Below are 15,153 nucleotides of genomic sequence, written 5' to 3' on the forward strand. Positions count from 1 at the left end.
TTTATGGCCATCAGTTTCGAAAAAGCATTTGGTATTCATCCACAAACTTTGCGTGTTCGTGCGCAAAATGCCGAAGTCATTGCAAGTAATATTGCCAACGCAGACACCCCAGGTTACAAGGCCAAAGGATTAGATTTCCAAGCGGCAATGTCCAAAGCGGCAAGTAGGCAAACATCGGCAATGTCTCGTACTCATGAAAAACACTTTGATGTGAAGTCACAGGCGAACAGTGGAACTGAATATCGTGTTCCAAATCAACCAGATACGGGTGATGGTAATACCGTTGATGTACAAATGGAACGAAACTTGTATCTAGAAAACTCAATGCATTATCAAGCGAGTCTTCAGTTTATGAACGGTAAAATTAAATCGCTTAAAAAAGCTATTGGTGGAGGGCAAGGTTAATGAGCTTATTCAACGTATTTGACGTATCTGCTACGGCAATGAGAGCGCAATCGGTTCGATTAAATACCACCGCCAGTAACATTGCTAATGCAGAAAGTGTTAGTAGCAGTGTTGATGCAACCTATCGCGCACGTCATCCGGTTTTTGCCGCAGAGATGCAAAAAGCTGCCGCAGGACAAAGTGATGGTGATGCTGTCGGTGTGAAGGTTATGGGAATTGTTGAAAGTGATGCTCCGTTAAATGTTGAGTATTCACCAAATCATCCTATGGCAGATGAAAACGGCTACATCTATAAACCCAATGTTAATGTGATAGAAGAAATGACCAACATGATTTCAGCATCGCGCTCGTATCAAACCAATATTCAATTGGCTGAGTCGGCAAAAAATATGCTGAATAAAACCTTGATGTTAGGTCAACGTTAATTGATAGGCGGTATCTGATATGGAAACAGTAAAAGGTAGTAACGCGCTTGATGCAATGCGTTGGCAACAAGAAGACTACAAAGCAAAAAAAGAAGACAACGGAATGCTGACCCAAGAAGATTTTTTTGCGTTATTAACAAAAGAGCTTTCGTATCAGGATCCAACTAAACCTGTTGAAAATAACGAAATGATCTCACAAATGACAGCATTCTCAACAACTGATGGCGTATCCAAACTCAATGAGAGTTTTGATAGTTTTGCAGCTTCAATGTCGTCTGGGCAAGCATTGCAAGCGTCATCACTGGTTGGTCGTAGTGTGTTAGTTGATGATGAAGTATTTGGTATGGCGGAAGGTCAACAAGTCAAAGGTAAACTTGTTACTGATACACCAACTAGAGACGTAAAAATATTTGTGCAAAATGCTGCTGGTGAAGTGGTGCAAACAGTTCCTGTTGGGGATGTTAACAAAGGCGAATTTGGTTTTGTTTGGAACGGTCAAATGGCTGATGGTAACCCAGCACCTACAGGCATATACAAGTTTAAAATTAAGGGCCTAGTGCCTGAAGTAGACGCAAAAACCGGCAATGTGCTTTATCAAGGCGCCGAATTGCAAGCCATGACCTACCGAAAAGTGGATAGCGTAACTTTATCGGGTGCAGGTGGCAGTATTTTCTTGAACCTTAATGGTGGTTCAACGATGAAGCTATCAGAAGTGAAAGAAGTTTCAGAAGTTTAATGGCATTGCCTAGCAATCGTTGCTGACAAGAATTGAGTAAAGAGGTGATTTATGTCTTTTAATATAGCACTTAGCGGTTTAAACGCTGCGCAGAAAGATTTGGATGTTACGTCAAATAACATCGCTAACGTAAATACAGTTGGCTTTAAAGAATCGCGTGCAGAATTTGTTGATGTTTACGCATCATCACTATTAGCGGCGGGTAAAACTAAAGTGGGTGACGGTGTGTTGACATCGGATGTTGCTCAACAGTTTTCGCAAGGTAGTATTCAGTTTACTAACAACGCACTAGATTTAGCGATTACTGGTAACGGTTTTTTTGCAACAGTGCCTGAATTAGGCAGTTTAGAAACTTCTTATACACGTGCAGGTCAATTTAAATTAAATGACAGTAACTTTGTGGTAAATTCGCAAGGTGAGCACTTACTGGGCTTTCCAGTAAATGCTGATGGCTCTTCGGCGTCAGTCAGTTTAAGTACAGCATCACCTATTTTAATACCTACCTCTTCAGGTGCGCCGACAAAAACCAGTGAAGTTGATATTCGCATGAATTTACCCGCAGGTGATGCCGTAATTACTGGTGCACCGGGTAATTTTGACCATACTGACCCATTAACTTATAACCACTCGACCTCAGTTACCGTATTTGATTCTTTAGGTGACAGTCATGTAATGACTTATTATTTTGTCAAATCTGCGCCAAACCAATGGGATCTATTTACGGCAGTTGATGGCACGCTTGTACCAATTGCTGACCCTGGTGCAGCTGGTAACCCTGTAGGTGGTACTGCATCTGGTCCATTAGCTCCTGGTGGTATTCGTGGAGCGCAGCTAACCTTTGACACTTCCGGTGACTTTATTAGTATGATTCCTGCACCGGGCGTAGGTGGAATTGTTACTGAACAACTTGGTTCAACAATTCTTGCCAATGGCGCAGATCCATTACAAACTATTGCCATTGATTTTAATTTAGATACAGGTGGCCCTAATCCAAATGAACCAACGCAGTTTGCTTCAAACTTTGAAGTAACCGCATTAGAGCAAAATGGTTTAGCGGTTGGTCGCTTAACGGGCATTGATATTGATACCGACGGTTTGATTCGTGCAACCTACAGTAACGGTACTTCAGAGCCGTTATCACGTATCGCTTTGGTTAACTTTGCTAATGAGCAAGGTTTAACACAAGTGGGTAACTCTTCATGGAAAGAAAGTATTAGTTCAGGTGAAGCGTTAGCGGGTGAGGCAGGTACAGGTACTTTTGGTACCGTGCAGTCGTCTGCGCTTGAGCAGTCGAACGTGAACTTAACCACTGAGCTGATTGATTTAATTTCAGCACAGCGTAACTTCCAAGCGAACTCGCGTTCATTGGAAGTAGATAACCAGTTAAACCAAACCATCTTACAGATTCGATAACTGATAACATCATGTTTAAGCCCGTGCCAAGTTCACGGGCTTTTTTATTAATAACATCAAGATTCACTTTCCTTCTTCTCGTTATCTCAGATTAAAAATCAGCGTATTAACTACTCTATTGGCATTGTCTTTGCATTTATCTCAATAAGATTAATGTTACGGGGTGCAATCATGGACAAAATGCTCTATGTCGCAATGAGCGGCGCTAAGCAAAACATGAAAGCGTTAGCCATCAGTGCCAACAACTTAGCAAATGCTAAGACCACAGCGTTTAAGGCAGACTTAGCACAGGCGCGCAGCATGCAAGCTTTTGGTGAAGGCTTGCCTACACGTGTGTTTGCGATGACAGAAAAGCCTGGCCAAAATTTTGACAGTGGTGCTTTATTAACGACTGGTCGCGATCTAGATATCGCTATTCAGGGGCAAGGTATGATTGCCGTGCAGGCGAAAGATGGCACAGAAGCATATACCCGTGATGGTCATTTAACGATTACCGAAGAAGGTAATTTGCAAACACCAAATGGCGATTTAGTGATGGGGGATACTGGACCGGTATTTCTGCCATTACCAGTTAACAACATCAAAATCTCTAATGACGGCACTATCATGGTTCAACCGGCTGGTGCTCCAGCAGCAGTGCAAGAAGAAGTTGGTCGAATTAAATTAGTTAACCCTGACGTGGCAACATTGCAACGTGGTAACGATGGTTTATTTCGCTCTACTTTGCCAGGTAACCAAGAGGCTGATATTGGTGTGGTAATACAAAATGGCATGTTGGAATCGAGCAATGTTAACCCTGTAGGTGAAATGACAGAAATGATTTCCTTGCAACGCCAATTTGAAATGCAATTGAAATTAATGAAAACCGCAGAAGAAATTGATTCTGCAAGTGCGTCGCTATTGCGTGCTTTCTAACTGATTATTGAGGTGATTTATGAACCCAGCATTATGGATTAGTAAAACGGGATTAGACGCACAAACGAAAGAAATTGCGGTAATTTCAAATAATTTAGCCAACGCCAGCACAGTTGGTTTTAAGAAGAGTCGTGCCGTGTTTGAAGACTTACTTTATCAAACAGTGAATCAACCGGGTGGTCGTTCGGCACAAGATACTGAAATGCCTTCTGGTTTGATGTTAGGGGCGGGTACCAAAGTTGTTGCGACGCAAAAAATTCATACCCAAGGTGACTTACTTAATACCGATAACGCATTGGATTTGATGATTCAAGGCGAAGGTTTTTTCCAAGTACAAATGCCTGACGGTTCACTTTCTTATACTCGTAATGGTCAATTTACCATGGACGAAGAAGGTAACATGGTTACTCCAGGGGCTGGTTATTTAGTTCAACCTCAAATCACAATTCCACCAGATGCAAAAAATATTAATGTTTCACAAGATGGTGAAGTTTCTGTGAGCTTGCAAGGGCAAGCAGAGCCTGCGGTTATTGGCCAAATTAATACCGTTAACTTTGTTAATCCAAGTGGCTTAGAGCCAATTGGTCAAAACCTGTTTGTTGAAACTGCGGTAAGCGGTGCGCCACAAGAAGGTGTTCCAGGGTTAGAAGGCTTTGGCATGATAGTGCAAGGCGCATTAGAAACCTCGAACGTTAACACGACCGAAGAACTTGTGAATTTGATTGAAAGCCAACGTGTTTATGAAATGAACTCAAAAGTAATTTCAGCTGTTGATCAAATGCTTAGTTATATCAATCAGCAACTTTAATAAGTGGAGGCGTCACATGAAAAAAGTCACTTTACTTTTGGCGACATGGATGACGTTAACTGGCTGTGCCAGTGTTGAGCAGGCAAAAATTTTACCTGATGATCCTGAATTTGCACCAATTCTACCTGAAATGGAAGAGGAGCCTGTGGTACCTACTGGTTCTTTGTTTAGAACCAACTACGTCAACAATATTTATTCAGACTCAAAGGCGCATCGTGTAGGCGATATTATTTCTGTTATTCTCAGTGAAAATACACAAGCACAGAAAAATGCCAAAACTGAACTTAAAAAGTCAGCTGATACTACGATGAACCCCATCGTTGGTTTAGGTGGCGCTAATGCGACTTTTAAAGGCGATTCTATACAATTTGGTATAGATCAAGATTCAAACTTTAAAGGCGACTCTAAAGCAAATCAAAGTAATAGTTTAAACGGCAATATATCTGTTCATGTATTGCGTGTTTTACCTAACGGTAACTTAATGATCCGCGGGGAAAAATGGCTAACGCTTAACAACGGTGACGAATATATTCGTTTAACCGGCATTATTAGACCGCAAGATATTACCTCTGCTAATACCATTATTTCATCAAAAGTTGCTAATGCTCGAATTCAATATTCAGGTACGGGTAGTTTCTCTGATGTACAAGAGCAAGGCTGGTTGTCTAAATTCTTCAATAGCTCTTGGTGGCCATTGTAATTGCACAAGTGAGGAAAGCAGTAATGAAATTGTTAATTAAACTTATCGCACTTGTATCAACACTCAGTTTAGTGTTTGTAAGCCATGCGCAACGGGTAAAAGATTTAGCTGATGTTGCAGGTGTTCGCAGCAACCAATTGGTGGGGTATGGACTTGTTGTTGGTTTACCGGGAACAGGTGAGCAAAGCCCGTTTACTGAGCAAAGTTTCAAAACTATGTTGAGTAATTTTGGTATCACCATGCCAACTAATTTAAAACCAAAAATTAAAAATGTTGCCGCTGTTGCGGTACATGCTGAACTTCCAGCTTTTACTAAACCGGGACAAACGATAGATATTACCGTGTCTTCTATGGGCAGCGCTCAAAGTTTACGAGGTGGTACTTTATTACAAACCATTTTAATGGGTATTGATGGCAATGCTTACGCTGTAGCACAAGGTAGCTTAGTGGTCAGTGGTTTAGGTGCTGAAGGTTTAGACGGCTCTAAAATTGTGGTCAATACACCTACGGTTGGTCGTATTGCCAATGGCGCGATAGTTGAACGTGAAGTTAAATCACCGTTTGCGATGGGCGACCATATTACCTTTAATTTACGTAACCCTGACTTCACTACAGCGAAAAACTTAGAAAAAGCGATCAATACAGAATTTGCTAATCCAAGTGATCCAAATACTTTTATCGCACGTGCTATTGATGCAACGTCAGTGCAAGTTTCTGCGCCACGTGATGCAAATCAGCGTGTTACCTTTCTTTCAATGTTAGAAAATATTGAATTTGAACCCGACTCTCCCTCTGCCAAAGTGATTGTTAATTCAAGAACTGGCACTATTGTGATCGGCGCTGATGTTAGATTGTTGCCAGCTGCGGTAACTCATGGTGGTATTACCGTCACCATTAACGAAAACCCGGAAGTGACTCAACCTGACGCTTTTGCTGAAGGTGAAACGGTAGTGACAAATCAAAGTGTTATTGACGTTAATCAAAACGACAATCGCATGTTTGTTTTTAATCCAGGGATAACATTAGACGCGTTAGTTCGTGCAATAAACAATGTTGGAGCGGGACCTGGTGATGTAATGGCTATTCTTGAAGCGCTGCAGCAAGCAGGTGCGCTTCGAGGCGAGTTAGTGATTATTTAACTCGAGGCTATTATCGTGAGTAATCGTATCGCCGACGCACAAAACTTTCTCGATGTTAATGGCTTAAACGACATTCGTTTACAGTCTAAAGCCGATAACAGTGTTGAAAAAGGTCAAGCACTTCAGCAGGCAGCAAAACAATTTGAATCTATTTTCATGCAAATGTTGCTTAAAAGCATGCGTAGTGCCCAAGAAGTTTTGGAGTCAGATAGCCCTTTTAATAGCCAATCAACAAAGTTTTATCGCGACATGCATGACCAACAAATGGCGCTAGAACTGTCTAATAATGGCTCATTAGGCTTGGCAGAATTGATTGTTCGCCAATTGGGTGGTGATAGCGAAAACTTCACACCAAAATCTGTATTTAAAGAAAATGCCATAAAAACTTATGGTGACAGTGAGCAAGCTCGCCAATTTAATATGCCTAAGTACCGTCAAAATACTGACTTTTCTATAATGAAGCTTGGAGAGAGTGATACTGAGGCAAGGGTTCAGTTTAATGAGCCCAAAGATTTTGTCACAGCACTTGCTGAACCGGCTAAATTGGTCGAGAAAAAACTTAAGGTACCTTATCAAGTCGTGATTGCCCAAGCTGCTTTAGAAACAGGCTGGGGGCAAAAAATAATTGAGCAGCCAAACGGACAAAGCTCACATAACTTGTTCAATATTAAAGCGGATCGCCGTTGGGACGGCGACAAAACAATGAAAGAAACGCTGGAGTATGAACAAGGTAGTATGGTGAAAAAGCGTGAACCATTCCGCGTGTACAAAAACATGATGGAAAGTGTTAACGACTATATTAATTTCCTTTCAAATAGCGATAGATATAAAGACGCGCTAGACAAATCTAGCAATGTGGAACATTTCCTGCAAGGACTACAAAAAGCCGGTTATGCGACGGATCCCAATTACGCAAAGAAAATTATGGGAACCTTGAGCAAAGTAACCAGCATATTGAACGAATAGGTTTACTACCTAAGTTTAAGTCTTTGTAGGAGTATCAGATATGTCGGTGAATTTATATCAAACTGGAGTCAGTGGTTTACTTGCCGCTCAACAACAGTTAGCGACAACTGGTCATAATATTGCCAATGTAAATACTGAAGGTTTTAACCGTCAGCGAGCTGAACAAGGTGCTGCAATTGGTACAGCATTTGGCGATCAATACCTAGGCTCTGGTACTTATATTCAAGATGTTGCTCGTATTTTCAATAAGTTTTCTTACAGAGAGCAGCTGGTAAATACTGGCAAAGTTGGTTATGCCGATTCATTAAATCGTGATTTGGATCAGTTGAATGAAATCATGACCTTTTCTGGTAAATCGATAAATGACTCTCTCAATAGATTTTACCAAGCCATTAATAGCATTTCAGATAACCCAAGCGATCTTGGATTGAGAAATATTGCTTTAAGCCAAGCAGAAATCTTAGCTGGTGATTTCAAAGCAATGAATAAAAACCTCGATCTACTTGAAAACTCTGCCAACGGTGAAATAGAACAAATAGCCGCTCAAGTTTCTAGAATGTCAGTTGAAATTGCCAAAATTAATGAGCAAATTTTGTCACAAAGCGGCCCTGAGGTAACTGGGCAAGCTAATGATCTGTTGGATCGCAGAGATCAATTGATCATGGAACTTGGTGAATATGCCAATGTAAATACCGTTACTGATAAAAATGGTGTGATGACTGTAATGATTGGTTCAGGTAATACCTTGGTCGCAGGTATTACCCCACTGCGCGTAGCTGTTACTTCTGGCGATCCGGATCCGAACCAAAAGCAATTACAGCTTGTGGGTGCTAACGGTAATGTCGGCTTGAACGGCGCGACGGTGGGCGGCAAGCTAGAGGCAAAATTTGAATATCGTGATGAGCACTTAGCGGATTTGCGAAGCCAAGTTAACCGCATTGCCATGGCAATATCTGACACCTTAAATAGCTCACAAGCACAAGGTTTAGATTTAAATGGCCAAACTGGACTCAATATATTTACCGATATTAATACGAACCAGTTAATGCAAGGTCGTGTGTTAACACCTTCAACTAATACTGGTAGCGTTCAGGCGAGCGTTGAAATTACAGATATCTCTAAAGTGCCAACTGACGAATTTGAGATCGAATGGGACGGTACTAACTATGTGATGACTAACTTAGATACAAGAGCATCACAGACGTTGACGTTAACGCCACCAAATGAATATGACACGGGTTTGGGGTTTTCTTTTAATATTGATTCAGGTACTCCAGCCGTAGGCGATAGTTTTATTGTTAGGCCTACTGAGAACAGTGCTTCATTAATTGATGTGACCTTACAAGACGGCGCTGGTATCGCTGCAAGTACACCTGTTGGTGTTCATGTCTCTGAAAATAATGTTAGTGATGGGCAGCTCAAAATTACCAATGTGCTAGATCCAGTGGCAGCACAAACATATGTTAATACGACCAACAGCGAAATAACCGTTGATGTGTATGAGAGTGCTCCCGGTACCTTCACTTACCGAGTTTTTGACAGTGCAAATCCACCGCCTGCGCCTGTGATCACGACAGGTACTTTCGCTGCAGGCTCTTCGGCAACTATTGCACTACCACCTGGCCCAACGCCTGCTTTTGAAATTGAAATTTCAGGTGAGCCTGCTGGGCAAGGAAGTTTAGCGAGAGAGCAGTTCTTCTTAAAAGACGCTTTTGGACAAGGTAATGGCGGCAATGCAACAAAAATGGCGCTAACCCAAGAACAAGGCATTATTTCTGGCGGTAAAGAATCTTTTAATCAGAGTATTGGTATTTCTACGGCTGAAGTCGGCTCTAAGGCGAGCTCAGCTAAATTGGTATCGCAAACTGCTCAAGCATTACACACACAAGCATACAACCGAGTACAAGAAGCGTCAGGCGTAAATTTAGATGAAGAAGCGGCGAATATGCTGAAATTTCAACAAGCGTATCAAGCGTCATCTCGCATCATTTCCGTGGCCAATACAATATTCGACACATTGCTAGCCGCGGTTTAATGAGGATTAAACCATGAGAATTTCAACTGCACAGTTCTATTATCAAAACAGCCAAAGACTGACTGATAAGCAATCCAATGTTAATGACCAAATGAAATATATCTCATCTGGTAAGCGAGTGCTTACCGCTAAAGATGATGCGGTAAGTTTTGGCACATTGACTGGCTATAAAAGTGAAATAGAAAACATTGAGAAGTACCAACGTAATATTACCATTGGTGAAAATAGAAACAGTTTAATTGAAACGTCGTTTGGTAACGCTGAAAGAATACTTCAAGAGCTAAAAACAACATTTATCCAAGCAAATAACGGCACTTTGTCTGATTCTGATCTGCAAGCATTGGCTGACATTATCAAAGATGGCCAAGATCAGTTATTAGATATTGCCAATACTAAAGATGAAACAGGGGGTTTTATCTTTTCTGGCTTTCAAATTGATGTTCAGCCTTTTTCATTGCAGCCTGACAATTCCGTATCTTACAACGGGGACAGCGGACAAAGACAGTTGCAGGTGGCAAAAAATATCCTTGTAGATACCAATATCCCTGGTGACTACGCATTTGAAAAAGTAAAAAACAATTTGGGAGATTTTTCTCCAACCTATAACAGCAATACATCAGGGATTGGGGTAAATAAAGCGGTCATTGCAACACCTGGTTCTTATGACCCGGCAACAAACCCTCCTGGTTATACATTTAACTTCTCTTCAGCTACTGATTTAACCGTTACAGATGATAATGGCGTGACAGTTTATAGCACGGCAACTTATGTCCCAGGGCAAACCGTTGCCTTTAATGGTGTAGAAGTTCAGTTAAATGGCAACCCTTTGCCGGGTGACAACTTTACTTTGGATGCTGAAGAAGAAATCAGCATTTTTGACACAATCAAATCTGCAATTGAATGGGTGGAAGCAGGGCAATCACCAGCAAACTCAACTCAACATAATGTTGAATATGGTGAGATACTAGACCAGATAAATGCCGCTCTAAATCATACAGTTACTCAGCGAACTGAAGCTGGAGTTAGACTGAAACTCATTGAAAATCAAGACAATAACCATCAAGACGCCTTGCTTAATTTAGAGCAGGGTAGATCAAATATAGAAGATTTAGATTTTGCTAAGGCAATTTCAACATTTGAACAGTCACAGGTCGCATTGCAAGCGGCACAACAAACTTTTGTACAGATAAAAGGCTTAACTTTATTTAATTACATTTAAAGTTGGCACTTAGCTTGCTTGGTTATTAAGTGACAAATTTTTGTAAGTGGTTCCACCATACGTTGTTATCAACAAAGAACCACGACCTATAAACTAGGAGATGATAGCAATGGCATTAGTCGTAAATAGTAATATTGCATCTTTGAATGCACAACGTCAGTTGACACGTTCGACTGATGATCTACAAACCAACTATCAACGTTTATCTTCAGGTAAACGTATTAATAGTGCTAAAGATGACGCGGCAGGTCTTCAGATCTCAAGTCGTTTGACAGCACAAATTAATGGTTTGAACCAGGCTGCACGTAACGCAAACGATGGTATTTCGTTAGCTCAAACTGCTGAAGGTGCGCTTGATGAATACACCAACGCATTACAGCGTATGCGTACACTAGCCGTACAAGCGTCAAACGGTTCTAACAACGCTGGCGATAGAGTAGCTTTGAATGCTGAATACTCTCAATTGTTAACGGAACTTACACGTATCTCGGCTGATACAGAGTTCGGTGGCGTTAAGTTATTAGATGGTAACTATAATGAAGGTTTCCAAATAGGTGCTAACGCTGGTCAAATTATCAGTGTAACAGTAAGTCAAAATTTTGATGCAGCTTCTATTGGTTTAACCGCAGGTATCGATACGTTTGCAGGTGCACAGTCTGCTATTGGTCAAGTGGACCTTGCGTTGACGACGGTAACGGGAACTCGAGCTGATCTGGGTGCGAAGCAAAACCGTTTTGCTTCTATTATCCGAAGTAATGAAAATACAGCGGAAAATGTATCAGCATCTCGTTCACGTATTGAAGATACCGATTTTGCTGCAGAATCAGCAGCCTTAGCTAGAACATCTGTACTACAGCAAGCTTCTAGTTCAATGCTTGCTCAGGCAAATCAGCAACCTCAAATTGCACTATCATTATTGCAATAATAGTAAAAACAAGCTGATAAAAATGAAAAAACCTCTTTTTTTTAAGAGGTTTTTTTGTTTTATTTTTCATGGGTATATATTCATACACACAATTTAATTACTATTTTTTAAAAAAAAAGTTTAAAGATAAATTTATTTCTTCCGATAAAAGTATCAAGAGGCGCTGCTAACTACTTGCATTAACCCTCGAAATTTACATAACAGTAAGGGTCAATACCCGGGAGAAGTTATCATGGCTTTAGTCGTAAATAGTAACATTGCATCACTAAACTCACAGCGCCAACTATCGCGCTCAACTAATGATTTGGCTACTAGCTATCAACGTTTATCATCAGGTAAGCGCATTAATAGCGCAAAAGATGACGCTGCTGGCCTTCAAATTTCAAGTCGTTTAACAGCGCAGATTAATGGTCTAAACCAAGCATCACGTAACGCGAATGACGCAATTTCATTATCGCAAACTGCTGAAGGTGCGTTAGATGAATATACAAACACTCTTCAACGTATGCGTACACTTGCGGTACAAGCGTCAAATGGTTCAAACAACGCGGGTGACAGAACTGCACTTCAGTCTGAATTCAGTGAGTTAAGTACAGAACTTACACGTATCTCAACTCAAACAGAGTTTGGTGGTGTAGCATTATTAGATGGTTCATACAGTGAAGCTTTCCAAATTGGTGCAAACGCTGGACAAACTATCAGTGTAACCGTTAGCCAAAACTTTGATGCTGCAAGCATTGGTATAAGTGCAAGTTTAGCAACTTTTGCCGGTGCTCAATCAGCTATCGGCCAAGTTGACGCTGCATTAACAACGGTTAACTCAACTCGTGCTGACCTGGGTGCTAAGCAAAACCGTTTTGCATCAATTATTCGTAGTAATGACAACACGGCTGAAAACGTATCTGCATCTCGTTCACGTATCGAAGATACTGATTTCGCTGCTGAAACAGCAAGACTTGCAAGAACGTCAGTATTGCAACAAGCGTCAAGCTCTATGTTAGCTCAAGCTAACCAACAGCCTCAAATAGCGTTATCGTTACTGTAATTGCCATTAGGGTTCAATTTCGGGTAATCTAAATGGCACTCCACGAGTGCCATTTTGTTCTATACTAAGGTAGGAGGTTCGTCATGGTTAGATCAGTATCGGTTGATTTTGCTTTAAGTAACCAGGTATCTGAGCTTGCACAATCGTCTACTCAAAACGATATTAAGCAACAATCAGAGGCCAAGGTTGGTGAAGCTCAAAATGCTACTCAGGTTAATTTTCCTCGAGGAGATCAGGCTGTCGCTAAAAAGGACAATGAGCAAGACGCACTAAGTATCGTTGAGAAACAACAAAAATCACAACAGGAAGAACAAGAGGAGCTTGAAAAAGCTGTTGAAACTGTTTCTGATTTTATGTCGATGTACAATCGTAATGTTAACTTCTCGTTAGATGAGAAGTCTGATAAAACTATTATCAAAGTGTTCGATGCTGATAGTAAAGAACTCATTAAACAATTCCCATCTGAAGATCTCATTAAAGTTGCTCAAAAAATCAATGGATTGCGTCAAGATCTCGACTTGCAATCTGGTATATTTCTTGATGAGAAAGTTTAAGGTAAGTCAGTTTTTTCTGACATAGGAGGCGAAATGAATATTACTCAAGCAGGCATTGGTTCAAAATTAGACCTAGAAGGGATAATTGAGGCCTATATAAATGCTGAAGCTATTCCTAGAGAAATTCGCCTTCAGAGAAAAGAAGAGCGTCTTAACACGGAGCTGTCTGGTGTTGGCCAATTTAAGTCTGCTCTATCTTCTTTTGAATCTATCCTTAAAAAGTTGTCAGATACTAGTGATTTCAATAAACAAAATGTTTCAGTAAGCAATGGTGATATTACTGCTGAAACTAACGGTTTCGCCAGCAATGGTAATTTTGAAATCAATGTAGTGCAATTGGCAACTGGCAGCAAATACCAGTCTCAACTTGTAACATCTGACCCTACTACCGTAGGCTCTGGCACTTTGACGTTTGATGCCGGTGGTAATTCATTTAATGTCGCTATTGATGCAACTGATGATTTAAAAGCTATTCGAGACAAAATTAATGAAGCGTCAGACAATATTGGTATTGTTGCCAACGTAATTAATGTGGATGGCGGCTCATATCTTACTTACACGTCAGAGCTGACCGGTGCAACAAATAATTTAACTGTAAGCACTTCAGATGCCTCTTTGGCGGCAATTTCCACTTCGGCAACTCAAACCCAAACAGCACAAGACGCGATAATTGAGGTTGATGGCAATAGCGTATCTCAAGCGTCAAACGTATTTAAAAACATCATTGAAGACGTCACTATTACCGCGGTTAAAGAAACGGCAGGTGATAAATCTCAGTTATCGGTAACTCAAGATAAAGAGAATGGTAAGAAGTTAATTGATGATTTTATTAAAAGTTATAATACATTAATCGATAACCTTGATTTTTTATCAGAGCCTGAGAACGGTAAGTTAGCTTTTGATCCAAATATTCGGGCGATAAAAGGTCAGATGAGCACTATAGTAATCGATGCTGTTTCTGGTTTATCTGGTTCAATAAGTTCATTAGGTGACATAGGGATAACTCTAAATAAAGATGGTCGCCTTGAAGCATCTAGCATTCCAATTGGTACAATGCCGAGCGGTAGTGAAAAACTAGATTCCGCTTTAGAATCAAATCTTGATGAAATTGGCGAGCTTTTTGCTTCTAGTAATGGTGTTACTAGCCAATTGTTAACACTTGTAGAAAGTTATAATGGCAGTGATGGTAGTTTGACACTCCGAAAAACCTCTTTGAGCGCAGAAGTTAAAGGCTTGGAAGATGAGTGGCAGGCATTAGAAGACAGGCTGAGAGACTATGAAGATACGTTGCGTAAACGTTTTGCCTTTTTAGATCAAACGGTAGCTGTTTTTAATGCGACTGGAGATTTTATTACCAACGCTTTGGCCAATAGCCCAACGAGTAGTAGCAAAAAATAATGAGATCAGTTCTCACGGGAGTTACTTATGAGACAGAACATTAAAGCTTACAAAAGTGTAAATATTGAAAGCTCAATTTTATCAGCAGATCCTCACCAAATCATCGTCATGATGTTTGATGGTGCGCTTGAAAGCGTTGTTATTGCCAAAGGTGCCATTGAGCGTAAAGAGCTTGCGCTTAAGAGCACTGCACTCACAAAGGCTGTCAATATATTGACCGCATTAAAAAATGCATTAGATCCAGAAGCTGCGCCTGCTATCGCAGAGAATTTTGGCTTTCTGTATGATTACTGTATTACCAAGCTAAATGATGCAAGTATTAGTCTAGATATTGCCGCGCTAGATGAAGTACATGGTTTGTTAAAACCACTAAGAGATGCTTGGAGAGAAATGCCAGAACAAAGTAAACAAGAAGGCTTGTCACTGCTTGATCAAAAGAATGCTAAAGCTAGTGCGTCAGCTTAAATGAA

The 15,153-nt window shown here is 40.7% G+C and carries 16 protein-coding genes; all 16 read left to right on the plus strand.

What is annotated here, in order from left to right:
• Positions 1–3 precede the first annotated feature (3 nt).
• The 16 genes from flgB to fliS all read left to right on the plus strand — a co-directional run bounded on the left by flgB (position 4) and on the right by fliS (position 15,148).
• Entirely contained in the window at positions 4–405 is a 402-nt protein-coding gene (gene flgB, locus IE199_RS02155; RefSeq protein ID WP_189767062.1) for a flagellar basal body rod protein FlgB, read from the plus strand.
• The gene (gene flgC, locus IE199_RS02160; RefSeq protein WP_189767063.1) at positions 405–830 is read left to right on the plus strand and encodes a flagellar basal body rod protein FlgC; all 426 of its coding nucleotides are present in this window, start codon (positions 405–407) and stop codon (positions 828–830) included. The genes flgB and flgC overlap by 1 nt, the downstream gene beginning before the upstream one ends.
• Before the next feature lie 19 nt (positions 831–849).
• The gene (locus IE199_RS02165) at positions 850–1,566 is read left to right on the plus strand and encodes a flagellar hook assembly protein FlgD (protein WP_189767064.1); all 717 of its coding nucleotides are present in this window, start codon (positions 850–852) and stop codon (positions 1,564–1,566) included.
• Positions 1,567–1,617: 51 nt separating this feature from the next.
• Positions 1,618–2,979 carry a flagellar hook protein FlgE gene (gene flgE / locus IE199_RS02170; protein WP_189767065.1) on the plus strand — a complete coding sequence of 454 codons (1,362 nt, stop codon included), beginning with the start codon at positions 1,618–1,620 and terminating at the stop codon, positions 2,977–2,979.
• Between the two features lie 171 nt (positions 2,980–3,150).
• Complete coding sequence (gene flgF, locus IE199_RS02175) at positions 3,151–3,894, plus strand: flagellar basal-body rod protein FlgF (protein ID WP_189767066.1); 744 nt, start codon at positions 3,151–3,153, stop codon at positions 3,892–3,894.
• Between the two features lie 19 nt (positions 3,895–3,913).
• Positions 3,914–4,702: a flagellar basal-body rod protein FlgG gene (flgG, locus tag IE199_RS02180; protein WP_189767067.1), complete on the plus strand. Its 789-nt coding sequence runs from the start codon at positions 3,914–3,916 to the stop codon at positions 4,700–4,702.
• Between the two features lie 16 nt (positions 4,703–4,718).
• Positions 4,719–5,402 carry a flagellar basal body L-ring protein FlgH gene (gene flgH, locus IE199_RS02185; RefSeq protein WP_189767068.1) on the plus strand — a complete coding sequence of 228 codons (684 nt, stop codon included), beginning with the start codon at positions 4,719–4,721 and terminating at the stop codon, positions 5,400–5,402.
• A gap of 23 nt (positions 5,403–5,425) precedes the next feature.
• Complete coding sequence (locus IE199_RS02190) at positions 5,426–6,541, plus strand: flagellar basal body P-ring protein FlgI (RefSeq protein ID WP_189767069.1); 1,116 nt, start codon at positions 5,426–5,428, stop codon at positions 6,539–6,541.
• Between the two features lie 15 nt (positions 6,542–6,556).
• Positions 6,557–7,507, plus strand: a complete 951-nt coding sequence (gene flgJ / locus IE199_RS02195) for a flagellar assembly peptidoglycan hydrolase FlgJ (RefSeq protein WP_229854487.1) — start codon at positions 6,557–6,559, stop codon at positions 7,505–7,507.
• A gap of 40 nt (positions 7,508–7,547) precedes the next feature.
• A complete protein-coding gene (gene flgK, locus IE199_RS02200; protein WP_189767070.1) occupies positions 7,548–9,542 on the plus strand; it encodes a flagellar hook-associated protein FlgK in 1,995 nt (664 codons plus the stop codon).
• Between the two features lie 13 nt (positions 9,543–9,555).
• Complete coding sequence (gene flgL, locus IE199_RS02205) at positions 9,556–10,761, plus strand: flagellar hook-associated protein FlgL (protein WP_189767071.1); 1,206 nt, start codon at positions 9,556–9,558, stop codon at positions 10,759–10,761.
• Between the two features lie 109 nt (positions 10,762–10,870).
• The gene (locus IE199_RS02210; RefSeq protein WP_189767072.1) at positions 10,871–11,686 is read left to right on the plus strand and encodes a flagellin N-terminal helical domain-containing protein; all 816 of its coding nucleotides are present in this window, start codon (positions 10,871–10,873) and stop codon (positions 11,684–11,686) included.
• Positions 11,687–11,918: 232 nt separating this feature from the next.
• Positions 11,919–12,731, plus strand: a complete 813-nt coding sequence (locus tag IE199_RS02215; RefSeq protein ID WP_189767073.1) for a flagellin N-terminal helical domain-containing protein — start codon at positions 11,919–11,921, stop codon at positions 12,729–12,731.
• 83 nt (positions 12,732–12,814) lie between these two features.
• Positions 12,815–13,285: a flagellar protein FlaG gene (locus IE199_RS02220; protein ID WP_189767074.1), complete on the plus strand. Its 471-nt coding sequence runs from the start codon at positions 12,815–12,817 to the stop codon at positions 13,283–13,285.
• Between the two features lie 33 nt (positions 13,286–13,318).
• Entirely contained in the window at positions 13,319–14,683 is a 1,365-nt protein-coding gene (gene fliD / locus IE199_RS02225; RefSeq protein ID WP_189767075.1) for a flagellar filament capping protein FliD, read from the plus strand.
• A gap of 27 nt (positions 14,684–14,710) precedes the next feature.
• The gene (gene fliS / locus IE199_RS02230; RefSeq protein WP_189767076.1) at positions 14,711–15,148 is read left to right on the plus strand and encodes a flagellar export chaperone FliS; all 438 of its coding nucleotides are present in this window, start codon (positions 14,711–14,713) and stop codon (positions 15,146–15,148) included.
• The last annotated feature ends 5 nt before the right edge of the window (positions 15,149–15,153 follow it).

The sequence above is a fragment of the Thalassotalea marina genome (assembly GCF_014656435.1).
GTDB classification, from domain to species: Bacteria; Pseudomonadota; Gammaproteobacteria; order Enterobacterales; family Alteromonadaceae; genus Thalassotalea_C; species Thalassotalea_C marina.